This window comes from Hyphococcus sp. D3-15, from assembly GCF_055809375.1.
In genome coordinates this window covers 1,283,357-1,299,845 of record NZ_CM147910.1, presented here as the reverse complement: position 1 = coordinate 1,299,845, position 16,489 = coordinate 1,283,357, and the positions used below count along the sequence as shown (strand labels likewise).

Genomic DNA, 16,489 nt, shown 5'->3' with positions numbered 1-16,489 from the left:
CGCTCATTCCTTTGTGAAAAGGCCTGCAAGCTCAACATGGGGCGAGAAGGTGAACTGATCAACGGGCAGCACCTGCGACAAGCGGTAGCCGCCATCGCGCAGAAGCGCCGCATCGCGCGAAAAACTCACCGGATTGCACGAGACGCCGATAATTTTCGGAATGCCGGACTGCGCCAGGCGTTCCGCCTGCGCCTGCGCCCCGGCGCGCGGCGGATCAAACAACACGGCGTCATAGGTCTTCAGCTCATCAGCGAGCAAGGGCCGCTCGAACAAATTGCGCAGATGCGCATTAAGCGGATGACGCAGCCCGGCGGCGCGCGCCGCACCGTTCAGCGCGGTGATTGCGGGCGCATCAGGATCAAACGCATCCACCGCGGCGCCCTTCGCCAGCGGCAGGGAAAACGTCCCGCAACCGGAAAACAAATCGGCGATGCGTTTGGCGCCCGCCGCATGTTCTGTGACGAACGCGGTCAGCGCCGCTTCGCCTTCCCGGCTCGCCTGTAAAAATCCGCCGGGCGGCACGGCGATAGCTACGCCGCCAAAGCGCACCACCGGCGTTTCATAGGATGCTACAGGCGCGCCCTCAACCGTGAGACGGGTGACGCCGCCAGCGCGCGCGCATTCCGTCAGCGCCATGACCTCCGGTCCGGTCAAGTCATCGCTTGCGTCGCCGCCGGTGAAGGCTGCATCAATGCCATTGTCGCAAAGCGTGACGGCGAGATCGAACATGCGCCAGCGCGACGGCGCAGCTTGCGCAAGCCGCCGCAATGCAGGAAGCGCCTTGCCAAGCTCCGGCGCCAACACCATGCATTGATCGATATCGACGATCATCGCCGAACGCCGTGCATTAAACCCGAAAATTTCGGCTCTCTCGGTTCTGCGAATAGCAAAGGAAGCACGGCGGCGCGATTGCGTCGGACAGGAAAATAACGGCGCGATGATTTCGTCGCTGAAGCCTTCGCGCGTCAGCGCATCGACTACAAGTTGGCGTTTCCATGTACGGTAAAAATCCGCTGTGACATGCTGCAAGGCGCAACCGCCGCATTCGCCATAATATTTGCAAGGCGGCTCTGCGCGCAGATTGCTCGCCTCCATCAACCTTTCGATCTCGCCGCGCTGGCCGCGATAGGCGATGCGCGCGACATCGCCCGGCGCGCTCAGCGGCACGAACACACGCGCCTCGCCCACAAGCGCAACGCCGTCGCCGCGCGCGCCGATGTCGCCAATGCGCGCCTCAGCGTGTTTCAGCGGCGCCAAGGGCGCAGCCTTCGCCTTGCGCCGTCTATGCCGTCTTTGTTGCGCCAAGAAGAAATTCCTTATTGCCGTCACCGCCGGTGATCGGACTGTCGATCACGCCGGTCAGACGCCATCCTTGTGCTTCAATCCACTGCGCCATGTCATCGGCGACCGGTTTGCTTAGGCCTTCCTTCACCAGACCGCCTTTGCCGATGCCGTCGCGGCCGACTTCAAATTGCGGCTTCACCAGCGCCGCGAGCTGTGCGCCAGGCGCCGCCAGCGCCAGCGCGAATGGCAGGGCTTTTTTCAGGCTGATGAAACTGACGTCGCAGACAATAACTTCGATAGCGTCGGGAATGAGTGCCGATGTCAGATCTTTCGCATGGGTCTGTTCGAGATTGACGACGCGCGCATCGCCCGCGATTTTTTCGTGCAACTGTCCCGTTCCCACATCGACCGCGTAAACTTTCGCGGCGCCAGCGCGCAGCAGCACATCGGTGAAGCCGCCCGTCGACGCCCCGAGATCGAGACAGGTCTTTTCCGCCGGGTCTATGTTAAACGCCGCGATCGCCGCCTCGAGCTTGACGCCGCCGCGCGACACAAAAGGATGCACCTCGCCGGAAACCGCCACCGCATCGCCTTGCGCCACCTTGTGCGAGGGCTTTGAGACAATTGCGCCATTCACCAATACAAGCCCCGCAGCGATGGCCTGCTGGGCCTTGGCGCGGCTTTCGGTTAACCCTTGCTGGACGAGATATTGGTCAATTCGCATTTTTTCGACGGATAAGCGGCGGCCTTTCGTATAAAGACGGTCAGCCGTTCCGCCAAGGAGAGAAGCCATGCGCCACGCCCCTCTCACCGGCATCGTTACCGCCTGTTGCCTGGTCATGGCGTCGCCGCACGCCCATGCGGATGTAAAAGATGCGGCGAAATACAACGCCAAAAAAGGCGGCGTCTCTTTTGTGGCGGTCAGGGACGGACAGCTTCTATTCGAAAATTACCCCAATGACGGCGAGCGCGACAAAGCATTCGAACTGGCGAGCGGCACGAAAAGCTTCTCCGGCGTCATCGCCGCTGCAGCGGTTCAAGACGGGCTGTTGTCGCTCGATGAACGCGCCGCCGATACGCTCCCTGAATGGCGCAGCGATCCGCAAAAATCGCAGATCACCATTCGCCAGTTATTGACTCTCACCAGCGGCGTCAGGGGCGGCAGCGTCGGCCGGCCGCCAAGCTATGCCGAGGCGATTGCGCGGGAGATGGAACACGCGCCGGGCGCGTTTTTCGAATATGGACCGGTCAACTTTCAAATCTTCGGCGAGATCATGCGCCGCAAATTGCAGTCTTTCGAAAGCGTACGATATGACGACGCGATCGACTATTTACAGGCGCGCATTTTCGATCCGCTCGATATTCACCCGGCGCAATGGAATGAAAAGGCCGGCTATCCGACCTTGCCCTCCGGCGCGGACCTGACCGCGCGCGAATGGGCGCGCTTCGGGCAACTGGTTTTGCAAGGCGGCGCCTGGAAAGGCATGCAGCTTGTCGACCCGGCGACGCTGGCGCAGAATTTCACCGGTTCGGCGGTCAATGCCGGTTATGGCCTAACCTGGTGGTTGAACGAACAGCCAAGCGCGGAAACACTCAACGCGTCGAAAACCATGACCGTCGCGTCGGACCTGTTCACCCATCCGCGGCGCGGCGAACTGCCTGACGATTTGTTCATGGCGGCGGGCGCGGGCGGACAGCGGCTTTACATCATACCGTCGATGAAGCTCGTTGTTGTGCGGCAATATCCGCGCATCTTTGAGCGCCGCCTGGGCCAGCGCCGGCGCGGCGGCCCCTATTCTGATGTGGAGTTCCTGCTGGCGCTGCTCGACTGAGCCGAAAGCGTTTCCAACGCGTCCGGTCAGCCGGCGCGTTTACGGAATGGGCCTTCGATCAAGCCCACGACAACATAAACGCCCAAGGCGACAACGACGGAATAGATGAAATAGCCGGGGATCGGATCGACATCGCCGGCGAGCGTCGCCTGCAATGCGGGCCATAATGATAAGCCCGACGCCATGGCGTCCATGGTCGGCAGCACCAAAAGCGTCGCAAGGTTGAAGGCGACGCAGCTATAGACGCAGGCGAGCGCCGCCGCCGGTCCGCCAAAACGCGTCCGCAAACCGATCAGGGTCGCGACCACAATGGCGCCTTGCCCGAAGACGGACGTCATGGCGATCAATTCATAAATATCGGAACCGGCGAGCGCGACACCAAGGGCGCCGACGCCCGCAAAGGCAGTGCCGAAGCGCGCGATCATCAACTGACGCCCCTGACTTGAGCGCTGGTGCAGTTTTTTCAAAATGTTGATCGAAATCAGCGATGACACCGCCAGAAGGTTGGAGTCGACGGTCGACAAGATCGCCGAGAACAGCGCGCCGACAAAAAGGATCGCCAAAGCCGGCGGCAGGAATTCAACAGCAATAGCCGGAATAAAATTGTCGCCCACAGCGCCCGCCACATCGAGATGCGCGCCGGAAAGGCCGATCATCACCGGCATTAAGCCGATTGCGATGTAAAGTCCTGCTGCGGAGAACGCCGCGCTCTGCGCGACGCGGTTGGATTTCGCCGCGAGAAACCGCGTGATGATTTCCTGCGTCACAAGACTACCCACAACCGGGATCGCCCATGCGTCGGCGCGCGAGAACAAGGTCTCGCCCGGCGCGATCAGGCGCAGTTGTTCCGGCTCGATGGAGGCGACCATGGCGACGACGCCGCCAAACTGATGCGCCACGACAAAGAACAACATGATGACGCCGGCCATTAGCAACACGCCCTGAATGACGTCGGTCACCACATCGCCGATCAATCCGGCGAACATGCTGTAAAAAATAACAACGCCGGCGGCGGCGAACAGCGTCACTAGTCCCGGCAAGCCGAGCGTGGTCTCAAGGATCGCCGCGATCGCCAGCAATTGCGCGCCGGCCCAGATCACCGAAATCACGACAAGCACGATCGCCGTCACGAATTCCGCATGCTTGCCGAACCGGTCTGCAAAGAAATCGGCGATGGTGACGTAACGATGGTTGCGGATAGGGCCTGCGACAAGGAACGCCATCAACACCAGGCAAAGCGCATAGCCGAAAGGTTCGGCGCGCGCGCCGGCAAGGCCGCCCTCCGCCACCGCAGCCGATGAGCCGAGGATCGTCTCCGCACCAAACCAGGTGGCGAACAAGGACAAGGTAATCGGCAGGAATCCGAGACGGCCGCCAGCGATGTAATATTCGGTGTCGCTTTTTGTTCCGCGCGCGAACCACAATCCAATTGCGATCTGAATGACCACATAGACCGCGATGAAGAACATTAACTCGTGGCGTTCAAGATCCAGCACTGCTCAGTCCCCGTCTTACAAGCGGTCTATAGAGCCGCAAATCGGGAAGCTTGAAAAGCAGAAATATGACTTTGCTGTAAGCTTTGTCGGCGGTCGAAACGCCGCAGCGCGCGCCAGCCGGGAGATTTCCTCCCTCTAAGGGAAGGAACCCTCTAACGGCGAGCGACTTTTTTGCGTTTGGCGAAGAAAGCTTTCACCAGCCTGACACGCATGCTCGCGCATGCCGGGCAGCGCAAGCGGATATGCGATAGCCGCAGCAAACGGGCTGACAGTCGGCAAAAAAGATTTCCGCACTGACGAAACGGCGAGAAGCCCCGCCGCCGCGAAGAGCCGTTAGCCGCGCAGATTCACCACATTCGATTCCATGCCGAGGGCCTCGCGGGCGCGCTCGACAATATGGGTGGCGTTGAGCCGGGCGTGATCATACATCTTGGCGGGGCTGTCCTGATCCTGGAACACGTCAGGCAGGGTCATGGTGCGGATCTTCACGCCATTATCGAGCAAGCCGGTCTCCGAGAGATAATGCAGCACAAAGGCGCCGAAGCCGCCGCGCGAGCCCTCTTCGATGGTGATCAGCACTTCATGTTCGCGCACCAGACGCATGATCAGATCATGATCGAGCGGCTTGGCGAAACGCGCATCGGCGACTGTGGTGGAGATGCCTTGCGTCTCCAGCGTGTCGGCTGCCTTCAATGCTTCCTGAAGGCGCCCGCCAAGCGCGAGCAGCGCAACCGTCGTGCCTTCGCGCATGATCCGGCCCTTGCCGATTTCGAGGATCTTGCCCTGCTCCGGCATGTCGACGCCGACGCCTTCACCGCGCGGATAGCGGAACGCAATCGGGCCGTCATCATAGGCCGCCGCCGTCGCGGTCATATGCACAAGCTCAGCTTCGTCGCCCGCCGCCATGATCACCATATTCGGCAGACAACCGAGATAAGCGATATCAAACGAGCCCGCATGGGTCGCGCCATCGGCGCCGACCAGCCCGGCCCGGTCCATCGGGAAACGCACCGGCAAATTCTGGATCGCAACATCATGCACGACGCTGTCATAAGCGCGCTGCAGGAAGGTCGAATAAATGGCGCAGAACGGACGCAGCCCGTCCCCGGCGAGACCGGCGGCGAAGGTCACTGCATGCTGCTCGGCGATGCCCACATCGTAGCAACGATCCGGGAACGCCTCGGCGAACATGTCGAGCGAAGTGCCCGAGGGCATTGCTGCGGTGATGCCGATAATCCGTTCGTCTTTTTCGGCTTCCTTGATCAGCGTCTTGCCAAAAACTTTTTGATAGGCCGGCGCATTGGGCGTGCCCTTTTGCTGCTTGCCGGAAACCACGTCGAATTTCGCAACGCCGTGATATTTGTCAGCGGATTCTTCCGCAGGCGGATAACCGGCGCCCTTGCGCGTCACTACATGGACGAGGACCGGGCCCTCTTTCATGTCGCGGACATTTTCCAGCACCGGCACCAATTGATCGAGATTGTGGCCGTCAATCGGGCCCACATAATAGAAGCCAAGCTCTTCAAACAGCGTGCCGCCGGAAACCATGCCGCGGCCATATTCTTCCGCCTTGGCGAGCTGCTTGTAGATCGCTTTCGGCAACCGCTTGGCGAGCTGTTTGCCGAAGGAGCGGAAGCCCTGATAAACCCCGGAAGATGACGCGCGGGCGAGATAGGCGCTCATGGCGCCGACTGGCGGCGCGATCGACATGTCGTTGTCGTTCAAGATGACCACAAGCTTCGAACCGAGATGGCCGGCATTGTTGAGCCCCTCATAGGCCATGCCGCCGGACATCGAACCGTCGCCGATCACCGCGATGGAGGTTGTGTCTTTTTTCAGATGCCGCGAAGCTTCCGCGAAGCCGGTCGCCGCCGAAATCGACGTCGCCGCATGGGCCGCGCCGAACGGATCATATTCGCTTTCCGAGCGCTTGGTGAAACCGGACAGCCCGCCCGGCTGGCGCAGCGTGCGAATACGGTCGCGGCGGCCCGTCAGGATCTTGTGCGGGTAGCACTGGTGGCCCACATCCCAGACCAGCCGGTCATCGGGCGTGTTGAAGACGTAATGGATCGCCGCCGTCAGCTCGACCACGCCGAGCCCGGAGCCGAGATGGCCGCCGGTCACCGACACCGCATCGATCATCTCCGCGCGTAATTCGTCAGCGAGCTGGCGCAGCTGACTGCGCTCGAGCTTCCGCAGGTCGGCGGGGAATTTTACGGTATCGAGGAGCGGTGTTTCGATGGCCATGGGGGTCTGCCTCTTGGTGTTGTTCTTAGTGTTTTTAGGCCTTGGCGATGGTCAGCCTGCTTGGATTCTTTTCGACACTACAATTGCGAGTCGTGCGAGCCGGCGTAACCGGCTCAGTTCGGGGCTCCCAGCGGCATTTCACTGATGCTCCCCTCGCTGCAGTGCAGTAGCCGACATTTCTAGCGCTTCGGGGGATTTCTCCACCCCTTTTTCGGTGAAAAGGCGGCAATCCCGCGGAGATTTGAAGTCCGATGTGGCGAATTGGACGCGTCTTGTCTGGGTCTTTTTAGGGTTTTGTGAGCATTCGAACGATAGCGTCGGAGCCTGCGGCAGGGATGGCGCCGCACCGGCGGCGTCTGGCCTGAAGCAAGGCGTTGAGCGGAAAATGCGCCGCCTCACCCGCGCAGAAATATACAATTGTTTCGAAAAGGCAGGGCAGATGGCCTCTCATTTGAACAGCAAGCTTCGCCGGATGGCCGCGATCGGCTTGTGCGGCGCTGTGCTGTTCGGTCTCGCCGCTGCGCCGGCCCGCGCCGACGAACCCCGCCATGTCCTCGAATTCGCCAATTACCGGCAAGCCGTCGCGATGGGCGACGCCGCAGCGGCGGAGCAGCACGCCTATGCCGCCTGGCGGGCGGCGGAGACAGAACTGGGCGCAGCGAGCCTCACCAGCACGCTCGCCTTCAATTATGGCCGCGAGATCGCCATCGGCGCCCCGGCGCTGGCGCGCCCCGCCCTCAACCGGGCGCAAGAGCTGATGGATTCCGGGCTGGGCGGCGCCTCGCAGAGCCTGCTCGCGCTGTACAAGACTTATGCGGATTTCGCCCTTGGCGATCCGAAGGACCGCAAGCCCGAAGCCCTGCGCGACGCCCTGCTCGCGGCGGAACAGGCGCCGGACCGGCGCATCAGCCATGAGATCGCACTGTGGCTGGAATATGCGAAAGCGGAACTGGCGCGGGAGAATTACGACGCGGCGGCGACCGCCGCCGGCAAGGCGGAAACCGAGATCGTTCTGTCCGCGCCGGAAAACACCGCAGGATTGGCGGAGGCGTTTTTGGTGCGCGGCATTGCGGCGATCATGCCGAAGCGGCGCACGCTGAAAGACGCCGTCACCGCGCGCGAATATTTTGAAAATGGCGAGCGCCTGTTCCAGCCGCAAAAAAGCTTTGACCGCTTTGACCCGACTTTCGCCAAGCTCGCCGGCTGGAAGGTCGCCGCCGATGGCGTGATCTTGTCGCTCGCCAGCAAGGACGACCCGGCGGCGAAACCAAGCCGCGGCAAGAATACCACATTGTTTGAAGTCCCCGCAGGCCAGCCCGCCGACTGTTTGATACGTTGGGCGGCGCGCACGGCGCCGGACTATCCGCGCGGCGCAATCCAGAAATCGCATATCGGCGCAGTGATCGCCGTATTCGACCTCGCCGACGACAATGCGGTGCACAATCTGAGGATTCTGTCGGAAGTGCCGTCCAAGACATTTAGCGACGCGGTGTTGAAAGCCATGCAGGATTGGCGGCTGCAAGCCCCCTCGCTCGCCCATCCCGGCTGCCGCAAGAACAACACAACACAGTTTACATTTGTCATCGAAGAGTGATTGTTCGTCCTATGACGAACAGCTTTTCAGAAAAACTCTGCATCATCACCGGCGCCGGGTCCGGCATTGGCCGCGCGCTCGCCCTCTCGCTTGCCAGCCAGGGCGCTCGGCTCGCCCTTTCGGATATCAATGAAGACGGACTGGCGGAAACCATTCGCCTGATCGAACAACCCGCTTCCAATCATATCCGCTCCGACCGGCTCGACGTCGCCGATGCCGGCGCCATCGAAGCCTATGTGGCGATGGTGAAAGAAAGCCTGGGCGATGCGGATTATCTGTTCAATGTCGCCGGCCTGACGCGCATTGGAGATTTCACAGAAACCTCGCTCGACAATTTCGAGAAGGTGATGGAGGTCAATTTGTGGGGCGTCGTCAGGATGACCAAGGCGTTCCTGCCGCAGTTGATCGAGACCAAGGGCGGCCTGGTCAATATCTCAAGTCTGTTCGGTCTGATCGGATTTCGCGGACAGTCCCATTATTGCGCGTCGAAATTCGCCGTACGCGGATTTTCAGAAGCGCTGGCGATCGAATTGGACGATGCGGGCGTTCGCGTCACCTCGGTTCATCCGGGCGGGGTCGCCACCAATATCGTCCGCAACGCCAGTCTCGATTCCCTGCCCGAAGGCGTCGCCGACCGGGCGGAATTTGACAGCGGTTTCGACAAGCTGGCGATCACCTCAGCGGAAAAAGCCGCCGCGATCATTCTCGCGGGCGCCGCGAAAGGCAAACGCCGCGTCATTGTCGGCCCGGATGCGAAATTCATGTCCGGCCTGCAACGACTGTTTCCCCAAAGCTACGCGAAAATTCTGAAAAGGCTGCGGAAACAATAGACAAGCCCCGTCCTGCCGGTATTTGCCGGGCCTCGCATTCTATTATACGGTTATTGCGGGTTTTCTTGCGGGGGCAATCATGAAGAAAACAGGATTTCGCTGGTTTGCGCGTGTATTCGCCATCGCAACTTTGAACGCCGCGCTTGTCCTGACGCCAGCGCACGCACAGACCTATCTCGAAGAATTTGACGCTTATAATCAGGCGCTGAAATTCGGCGATCAGGAGAGCGCCGCAGAGCATGGCTACGCCGCCTGGCAAGCCGCCGAAGCCGAACTCGGCGATCACAAACTCACCGCCATACTCGCTTATAATTACGGCCAGCTTGCGCTTTTTATGGAACCCGAAAAAGCGCTTGTCGCATTGAAGCGCGCGGATGCGCTGGCCCAGGCGGGATTGGCGGAGCTGCCGTCGCCCGAATTGAAACTATACATCGCCTATGCGGAATTCGCGCTTGCAGAGGGCAAGCGGCGCGAGGCCAATGCACTGCGCGAGGCGTTGCTGCGCTGGGACAAGGAAGGGATCCCGCCGAACAGCGTCACGGTTAGAATGTGGCTTGAACTCGCCACCTCAGATCTGGAAAATAAACGATATGAGCATGGCAAGCAGAGCGCCGGCCGCGCACAAACCCATATCACCATCGTGCTGCCTGACAATTACCGCCTTCGTGCTTCGGCTATGGTCTTGCAGGGCGCTTCCTATGTCATGCTTAAACCTCGCAGAGAAGCGAACTTGATCACAGCGATTGAAATACTCCGCAACGCCAGCGCATTGTTTCCGTCTCAAAAAAGCATCGAAGATTTTGATGATGTATTCGCCAAAGTTCTGGCCTGGCGAGTAGCGACGGCTGCGCTTTTTAGTTCCGAAGGGTTTGATGAACGCGATATTCCCGAGAGTGAAGTAGCTGAAAAACCGTCGATAGAAGGTTCGCCACTCAATGCGGATGTCGTCTGCAATGACGTGTGGGAAAACCGCCCGATTCCCAAATACCCTTCCGACGCCCTTAATCGAGGCTATGTGGGCGCGGTCTTGATCGGCTATCACCTCGATGATGGCCTGACGCCCAATGGCGTACGAATTCTATCCGAAGTCCCCGCCGGCCGATTCAGCGACTCCGTGCTGAGCGCCATGGCGGAATGGAGATTGAAAGACCCAACTCCGATGCAGGACCATTGCCGTAAAAATCGGCTTACCAATGTGTCATTTGTGATCAAATAGGGTCAGCAGGGCGCGCCGCAAAACGTCCGCGCTCTACTCAAAGCTGGCTTTTGACGCTTTCGGCTTGCCGTCGCTTCCGACCACGATCTTCTCGATCTTTTCCTGGGCGGATTTCAGCGTCTTCTCGCAATGCGCCTTGAGCGCGGCGCCGCGCTCATAAAGGGCGATGGAATCCTCTAGCGCAGCCTGCCCGCTTTCGAGCTTGGAGACGATCTCTTCCAGCTCGGCGAGCGCTTTTTCAAAAGAAAGGGCGGCGATGTCATTGGGTGCTTTGGCCATGAGCGATGTTTAGCGGGCCCCGGCGGGCCATGGCAAGGTGCTTGTCGCCCTATCCTCCCCGACCGCAACCGCATAAGACCTCGCCCATGAGCAATTCCCCCCATACAGATTTCGACGTGATAGTCATTGGCGCAGGCGCCGCCGGCATGATGGCCGCGATTGAGGCCGGCCGGCGCGGGCGCCGGGTTCTGCTGGTCGATCATGCAGAACACCCCGGCGAGAAGATCCGCATTTCCGGCGGCGGGCGCTGCAATTTCACCAATGTGAACACCGCGCCGAAACATTTCCTGTCGAACAATCCGCATTTCTGCAAATCGGCGCTGAAGCGCTATCGCCCGGCGGATTTCATCAAGCGGGTCGAGGCGCGCGGCATCGCCTATCACGAAAAGACGCTGGGCCAGTTGTTCTGTGATGAGACGTCGAAAGACATCATCTCGATGCTGGTGGATGATTGCCGCGACGCCAAGGTGGAAATGCGCATGGAGACCCATCTGGGCGCCGTCGACAAGACCGCCGACGGGTTCAAGCTGTCGGCGAATGACAGCGCGCTCACTTGCCGGTCGCTGGTCATTGCGACGGGCGGCAAGTCGATCCCGAAAATGGGCGCGAGCGACTTCGCCTATCGCATCGCCAGACAATTCGGCCTTGAGATTATCGAGCCGCGCCCGGCGCTGGTTCCCCTCACCTTCACTGGCGAATTGCTAGAGGAAATGAAAGCGCTGTCCGGCGTCAGCACGCAAGCGAGCGTTTCGTGCAATGGCGCGGCGTTCCGCGAAGCCCTGCTGTTCACCCATCGCGGCATCTCGGGCCCCTGCATCCTGCAGATTTCATCCTATTGGCGCGAAGGCGATGACATCACCATTGATCTCGCGCCGGATGTTGATGCGTTCGCCCGATTGCGCGAAGCGCGGCAGACCAAAGGCAAGCTGGCGCCGCAGACCGTGCTCGCCGAATTGCTGCCCAAGCGCCTCGCCGATGCGGCGGCGGCGCGCGCCGGTCTTGAAGGCCGGATCGGCGACGCCTCCGACAAAAAGCTGAAAGTCTTGTCCGACGCCGTAAAACAATGGCGCGTCAAACCGGCGGGCAGCGAAGGCTGGCGCACGGCGGAAGTGACGCTGGGCGGCATCGACACGGATGGGCTGTCGTCAAAGACCATGGAAGTGAAAGCAACGCCGGGGCTCTATTTCATCGGCGAAGCGGTCGACGTCACCGGCTGGCTCGGCGGCTATAATTTTCAATGGGCGTGGTCGTCAGGATGGGCCGCGGGACAGGTGGTTTAGAGTCATCTGAGTGCTGGGCCAGACGCCTTCGATCCTTCGAGACACAAAAATTTCTTCATCCTGAGGAGGCCGTTAGGCCGTCTCGAAGGGCGAAGAAATTTTTGCTCCTCAGGATGAAGGCGAAGCGAGCGCTCGCTTACGCCGCGGCCTTAGCCCTCTTATCCGCCTGCGTAATCAGCGCGCGGTAATCGTCGAGGTCGCCGGCGTAAGGTTTCGCCTCGCCGTCCTTCACCAGCCAGAGCTGATCGGCGGTGGCTTCCGCGAGGAAGACGTCGTGAGTGATCAGCAGCACCGCGCCTTCATAATCATTGAGCGCGTAAATCAGCGCCTCGCGGCTGTCGATGTCGAGGTGAGACGTCGGCTCATCGAGGATCAAAATATGCGGCGCATCGAGCGACATCAGCCCGAGCAGCAAACGCACTTTCTCGCCGCCTGAAAGCTTTTCAACCTTGGTGTCGACTTTTTCATGGGAAAAGCCCATTTGCGCGGCCTTTGCGCGCTGCTTGCCCACGGGCGTATCTTTCGCCAGGGCGCGGCGGACATGGTCGAGCACGGTGTCGCCCAGCGTCAATTCGTCGAGCTGGTCTTGCGAAAAATAGCCGATGCGGATCGAACGCGGCGCCGTCAGCTCTCCGCCCAACAGCTTCAAGCGACCGGCGATGGATTTGACCAGCGTCGTCTTGCCCTGCCCATTGGCGCCGACAATCGCGATGCGGTCTTCCGGGTCAACGCGCAAATCAACATCCGACAGGATCAGCGCATCCTCGCCATAACCGAGATCGGCGCCGGCGAGATGCAGCATGGGCGGCGACAAGGGGTCTTTCGGCGCGGGAAAATGGAACGGCGTCGTGCGCTCGGCCAGCGGGATCGACACGTCCTGCATCTTTTCCAGCTTCTTGACCCGCGACTGCGCCTGACGGGCCTTCGACGCCTTGGCCCGGAAGCGGTCAACAAAGGCCTGCAAATGCGCCTTTTCCGCGTCCTGTTTGGAACGCTGGCTTTCGAGTTGCGCGACTTTCGCGGCGCGCAGTTTAAGCCACGCATCATAACCGCCGGGGCAGACTGTCAGTTGTTTGTGCTCAAGCGCCATGGTGTGGGTGACGCAGCGGTTCAACAATTCGCGGTCGTGCGAAACGATGAGCACCGTATACGGATATTTCTTGATATAGGTTTCGAGCCAGGCCGCGCCCTCAAGATCGAGATAGTTGGTCGGCTCGTCGAGCAGCAGCAGATCCGGCTCGGCGAACAAGATGCCCGCCAGCGCCGCGCGCATGCGCCAGCCGCCGGAAAATTCGCGCGTCGCGCGGGAGAGATCGCTTTCGGAAAACCCGAGGCCCTTCAGCACTTCGGCGGCGCGCGATTCCGCCGACCAGGCGTCAATGTCGATGAGGCGCGTGTGAATGTCGGCGATGCGCATGGGGTCTTCGGCGGTCTCAGCCTCGGCCATCAGCGCATGGCGCTCATGATCGGCGGCGAGCACGACCTCAAGAATGGTCTCGTCCGTCGGCGCAACTTCCTGCGCGACCCAGCCAAGCGACGCCTTGCCGCTCATGCGGATGGCGCTGTCGGCGGCGGGATTGGCGATTTCCTCGCGGATGAGGCGCAGCAATGTCGACTTGCCGGCGCCGTTGCGCCCCACCAGCCCGACCTTCCAGCCGGACGAAATCTGGGCGCTCGCGCCCTCAAACAAAGGGCGCGCCTCAACGCGGAAATCGAGATTGGTAATCGTCAACATTGGCGGGTCTTACCGCAATGCAGCAATTAGGCAAGGGGTGGACGGTTAATGGCCCTCGCCCGCCTCCCCGCGCGGCCAAAAAAACGGCGCCTCAGGTCTCCCTGAAACGCCGCTTGTTTTCGTGCAGCTTCCAACCGGAAGCCGTCGCCCGTTCGGTTACTTCACGTCGAAGCGGTCGAGATTCATCACCTTGGTCCAGGCGGCGACAAAGTCTTTCGTGAACTTATCTTCCGCGCCGGTGAAGGCGTAGGTTTCGACAACAGCGCGAAGCTCCGCATTGGAACCGAAGACCAGATCGTTTTCCGTCGCGGTCCATTTCAGATCGCCATTCTGGCGGTCGCGGCCTTCGAAAATATAATCGCCGCTTCCCGATGGCGCCCATTTGGTGGACATGTCGAGCAGGTTGACGAAGAAGTCATTCGTCAGCACGCCCGGACGCGTGGTGAACACGCCATGATCGGAGCCGTCAGCATTCGCATCAAGCGCCCGCAGGCCGCCGACCAGCACGGTCATTTCAGGCACGGTGAGCGTGAGCAGGCTCGCCCGGTCGACCAGCGACTTCGCCGGCGATCCGTCCGCACCACCAAGATAGTTGCGGAAGCCATCCGTTGACGGTTCGAGCACGGAGAATGAAGCCGCGTCGGTCTGCGCTTGCGAGGCGTCCATGCGACCCGGCGTGAACGGCACGGAGACCGTCTGGCCCGCATCTTTCGCCGCCTTCTCGATCGCCGCATTGCCGCCAAGCACGATGACGTCTGCGAGGGAGACTTTCTTGCCGCCGGTCTGCGCGGCGTTGAAGTCTGCTTGCACTTTCTCAAGCGCCGGAAGGACTTTTGCGAGTTCGCCCGGATTGTTCACCGCCCAATCCTTTTGCGGCGCAAGGCGGATGCGCGCGCCATTGGCGCCGCCGCGCATGTCGGTGCCGCGGAATGTGGAGGCCGAGGCCCATGCGGTCCGGACCAGTTCAGGCACGGAAAGACCAGAAGCGAGAATGTCGGCCTTGATCGCTGCGGCGTCCTGCGCATTGATCAGCGCGTGGTCGACCGCCGGAATCGGATCCTGCCAGATCAGTTCTTCAGCCGGGACTTCCGACCCGATATAGCGGGCGCGCGGGCCCATATCCCGGTGGGTCAGTTTGAACCACGCCTTGGCGAAAGCGAGCTCGAACTCTTCCGGGTTCTCGTAAAAGCGCTCGGAGACTTTGCGAAACTCCGGATCCATTTTCAGCGCGAGGTCGGTGGTGAACATGATCGGCGCGTGACGTTTGTCCGGATCATGGGCGTCGGGCGCCAATTGTCCGGCGGCTTCTTCGGTTGGAATCCACTGCACCGCGCCGGCCGGGCTGCGCGTCTGCTCCCATTCGAAGTTGAACAGATTGCCGAAATATTGGTGCGTCCATTCGGTCGGGTTCATCGTCCATGAACCTTCAAGCCCGCTGGTGATCGTGTCCGCGCCGGAGCCGGTCCCGCATTTGTTGGTCCAGCCAAGGCCTTGCGCTTCAACGCCGGCCGCAGCGGGTTCAACATCGAGACACTCATCGGGCTTGTGCGCGCCATGGGCCTTGCCGAAAGTGTGGCCGCCCGCGATTAGCGCAATGGTTTCCTCATCGGTCATCGCCATGCCGCGAAACGCCTGACGAATATCATTCGCCGCCGCCAGCGGATCGGGATTGCCGTTCGGGCCTTCCGGATTGACATAGATGAGGCCCATCTGGGTCGCCGCCAGCGGTTTGGCGAGTTCCCGGTTGCCATGGAAGCGATCGCCCGCGAGCATTTCCGCCTCCGGGCCCCAATCGACCAGATCGGCTTCCCAATCATCGGCGCGCCCGCCCGCGAAACCAAAGGTTTTAAAGCCCATGGATTCCATCGCGACATTGCCGGTCAGCACCATCAGATCGCTCCATGAAATGGCGCGGCCATATTTCTGCTTCACCGGCCATAACAGACGGCGCGCCTTGTCGAGGCTGACATTGTCTGGCCAGCTATTGAGCGGTTCGAAGCGCTGCTGGGCGCCGCCCGCGCCGCCGCGACCGTCATACATCCGGTAGGTGCCGGCGGCGTGCCAGGTCATGCGCACGAAAAATGGTCCGTAATGCCCATAATCGGCCGGCCACCAATCCTGCGAATCGGTCATCACCGCTTCAATGTCGGCTTTCACCGCCGCGAGATCGAGCTTTTCAAACTCCGCCGCATAATCGAAGTCGCCGCCCATGGGATCGGACACCGCCTTGTTATGGCGAAGCGGGCTGAGGTCGAGTTGTTCAGGCCACCAGAACTGGTTCGGTTTCGGCGCGCCGGCATGGGCGGCGGCAGCGCTGGCGGGCGCCGCGTCGGCGGCCATATCGCCATGCGCCGCAGGGGTTTCCGCCATGTCGGACGCCGCGCCTTTTTCAGGAGCGGGCGCGCTGGTTTCGTTGCCGCATGCGCTCAACACCAAAGCCATAGCAGAGGCGGTTACAAGGCCGAGTTTAATTGTCCGGGTCACAATAATCCTCCGTGAAAAATGGGTTACGAACTCCATACGCAGCTCGTGTGAAGGCGACAGTAGAGGTTTCGAATCGGTTGTCACTCGATACCGCATATCGACGGAATCGATCATGACTGCAGTGCAAAAATAGCAGGAAACACCGCGCCGTTCTTGACCAGGATCAAGCGCGCGGCGCGGCGCGAAAACATTAAAAAAGCGCGCCGGTTTTA

General features: G+C 60.8%; 12 protein-coding genes. 5 read left to right on the top strand and 7 right to left on the bottom strand.

Annotated elements, in window-relative coordinates; translation table 11 throughout:
- Positions 1-3: 3 nt before the first annotated feature.
- Both AC0L8G_RS06410 and AC0L8G_RS06405 read right to left on the bottom strand, forming a co-directional pair.
- A complete protein-coding gene (locus AC0L8G_RS06410; RefSeq protein WP_473387772.1) occupies positions 4-1,305 on the bottom strand; it encodes a class I SAM-dependent RNA methyltransferase in 1,302 nt (433 codons plus the stop codon).
- Positions 1,283-2,077: a TlyA family RNA methyltransferase gene (locus tag AC0L8G_RS06405; RefSeq protein WP_473387771.1), complete on the bottom strand. Its 795-nt coding sequence runs from the start codon at positions 2,075-2,077 to the stop codon at positions 1,283-1,285. The genes AC0L8G_RS06410 and AC0L8G_RS06405 overlap by 23 nt, the downstream gene beginning before the upstream one ends.
- Here AC0L8G_RS06405 and AC0L8G_RS06400 point away from each other — a divergent pair.
- Positions 2,076-3,116 carry a serine hydrolase domain-containing protein gene (locus tag AC0L8G_RS06400; protein ID WP_473387769.1) on the top strand — a complete coding sequence of 347 codons (1,041 nt, stop codon included), beginning with the start codon at positions 2,076-2,078 and terminating at the stop codon, positions 3,114-3,116. The two genes, AC0L8G_RS06405 and AC0L8G_RS06400, sit on opposite strands and share 2 nt — an antisense overlap.
- A 26-nt stretch (positions 3,117-3,142) precedes the next feature.
- Here AC0L8G_RS06400 and AC0L8G_RS06395 read toward each other — a convergent pair whose 3' ends face one another.
- A complete protein-coding gene (locus AC0L8G_RS06395) occupies positions 3,143-4,612 on the bottom strand; it encodes a sodium:solute symporter family transporter (protein ID WP_473387768.1) in 1,470 nt (489 codons plus the stop codon).
- A 333-nt stretch (positions 4,613-4,945) separates the two neighbouring features.
- Complete coding sequence (gene dxs, locus AC0L8G_RS06390; RefSeq protein ID WP_473387766.1) at positions 4,946-6,859, bottom strand: 1-deoxy-D-xylulose-5-phosphate synthase; 1,914 nt, start codon at positions 6,857-6,859, stop codon at positions 4,946-4,948.
- Between the two features lie 439 nt (positions 6,860-7,298).
- Here dxs and AC0L8G_RS06385 point away from each other — a divergent pair, with 439 nt between their 5' ends.
- From AC0L8G_RS06385 to AC0L8G_RS06375, 3 genes are all read left to right on the top strand, one after another.
- Positions 7,299-8,453 carry an energy transducer TonB gene (locus AC0L8G_RS06385; RefSeq protein ID WP_473387765.1) on the top strand — a complete coding sequence of 385 codons (1,155 nt, stop codon included), beginning with the start codon at positions 7,299-7,301 and terminating at the stop codon, positions 8,451-8,453.
- A gap of 11 nt (positions 8,454-8,464) precedes the next feature.
- Positions 8,465-9,283, top strand: a complete 819-nt coding sequence (locus tag AC0L8G_RS06380; RefSeq protein WP_473387763.1) for an SDR family NAD(P)-dependent oxidoreductase — start codon at positions 8,465-8,467, stop codon at positions 9,281-9,283.
- Between the two features lie 79 nt (positions 9,284-9,362).
- The gene (locus AC0L8G_RS06375; RefSeq protein WP_473387761.1) at positions 9,363-10,499 is read left to right on the top strand and encodes an energy transducer TonB; all 1,137 of its coding nucleotides are present in this window, start codon (positions 9,363-9,365) and stop codon (positions 10,497-10,499) included.
- 33 nt (positions 10,500-10,532) lie between these two features.
- Here AC0L8G_RS06375 and AC0L8G_RS06370 read toward each other — a convergent pair whose 3' ends face one another.
- The gene (locus tag AC0L8G_RS06370) at positions 10,533-10,778 is read right to left on the bottom strand and encodes an exodeoxyribonuclease VII small subunit (RefSeq protein ID WP_473387759.1); all 246 of its coding nucleotides are present in this window, start codon (positions 10,776-10,778) and stop codon (positions 10,533-10,535) included.
- Between the two features lie 86 nt (positions 10,779-10,864).
- Here AC0L8G_RS06370 and AC0L8G_RS06365 point away from each other — a divergent pair, with 86 nt between their 5' ends.
- Complete coding sequence (locus AC0L8G_RS06365) at positions 10,865-12,058, top strand: BaiN/RdsA family NAD(P)/FAD-dependent oxidoreductase (protein ID WP_473387757.1); 1,194 nt, start codon at positions 10,865-10,867, stop codon at positions 12,056-12,058.
- Between the two features lie 136 nt (positions 12,059-12,194).
- Here AC0L8G_RS06365 and AC0L8G_RS06360 read toward each other — a convergent pair whose 3' ends face one another.
- The gene (locus AC0L8G_RS06360) at positions 12,195-13,793 is read right to left on the bottom strand and encodes an ABC-F family ATP-binding cassette domain-containing protein (protein ID WP_473387756.1); all 1,599 of its coding nucleotides are present in this window, start codon (positions 13,791-13,793) and stop codon (positions 12,195-12,197) included.
- 156 nt (positions 13,794-13,949) lie between these two features.
- Positions 13,950-16,133 carry a catalase/peroxidase HPI gene (gene katG, locus AC0L8G_RS06355; RefSeq protein ID WP_473388816.1) on the bottom strand — a complete coding sequence of 728 codons (2,184 nt, stop codon included), beginning with the start codon at positions 16,131-16,133 and terminating at the stop codon, positions 13,950-13,952.
- Between the last annotated feature and the right edge of the window lie 356 nt (positions 16,134-16,489).

What these genes read in the sequence shown, in the direction of transcription:
- AC0L8G_RS06380 (WP_473387763.1), top strand. Translation starts at nt 8,465, where the DNA reads ATGACGAACAGCTTTTCAGAAAAACTCTGCATCATCACCGGCGCCGGG.
- AC0L8G_RS06405 (WP_473387771.1), bottom strand. Translation starts at nt 2,077, where the DNA reads ATGGCTTCTCTCCTTGGCGGAACGGCTGACCGTCTTTATACGAAAGGC.
- katG (WP_473388816.1), bottom strand. Translation starts at nt 16,133, where the DNA reads ATGGCCGCCGACGCGGCGCCCGCCAGCGCTGCCGCCGCCCATGCCGGC.
- AC0L8G_RS06365 (WP_473387757.1), top strand. Translation starts at nt 10,865, where the DNA reads ATGAGCAATTCCCCCCATACAGATTTCGACGTGATAGTCATTGGCGCA.
- AC0L8G_RS06400 (WP_473387769.1), top strand. Translation starts at nt 2,076, where the DNA reads ATGCGCCACGCCCCTCTCACCGGCATCGTTACCGCCTGTTGCCTGGTC.
- dxs (WP_473387766.1), bottom strand. Translation starts at nt 6,859, where the DNA reads ATGGCCATCGAAACACCGCTCCTCGATACCGTAAAATTCCCCGCCGAC.
- AC0L8G_RS06385 (WP_473387765.1), top strand. Translation starts at nt 7,299, where the DNA reads ATGGCCTCTCATTTGAACAGCAAGCTTCGCCGGATGGCCGCGATCGGC.
- AC0L8G_RS06370 (WP_473387759.1), bottom strand. Translation starts at nt 10,778, where the DNA reads ATGGCCAAAGCACCCAATGACATCGCCGCCCTTTCTTTTGAAAAAGCG.
- AC0L8G_RS06375 (WP_473387761.1), top strand. Translation starts at nt 9,363, where the DNA reads ATGAAGAAAACAGGATTTCGCTGGTTTGCGCGTGTATTCGCCATCGCA.
- AC0L8G_RS06360 (WP_473387756.1), bottom strand. Translation starts at nt 13,793, where the DNA reads ATGTTGACGATTACCAATCTCGATTTCCGCGTTGAGGCGCGCCCTTTG.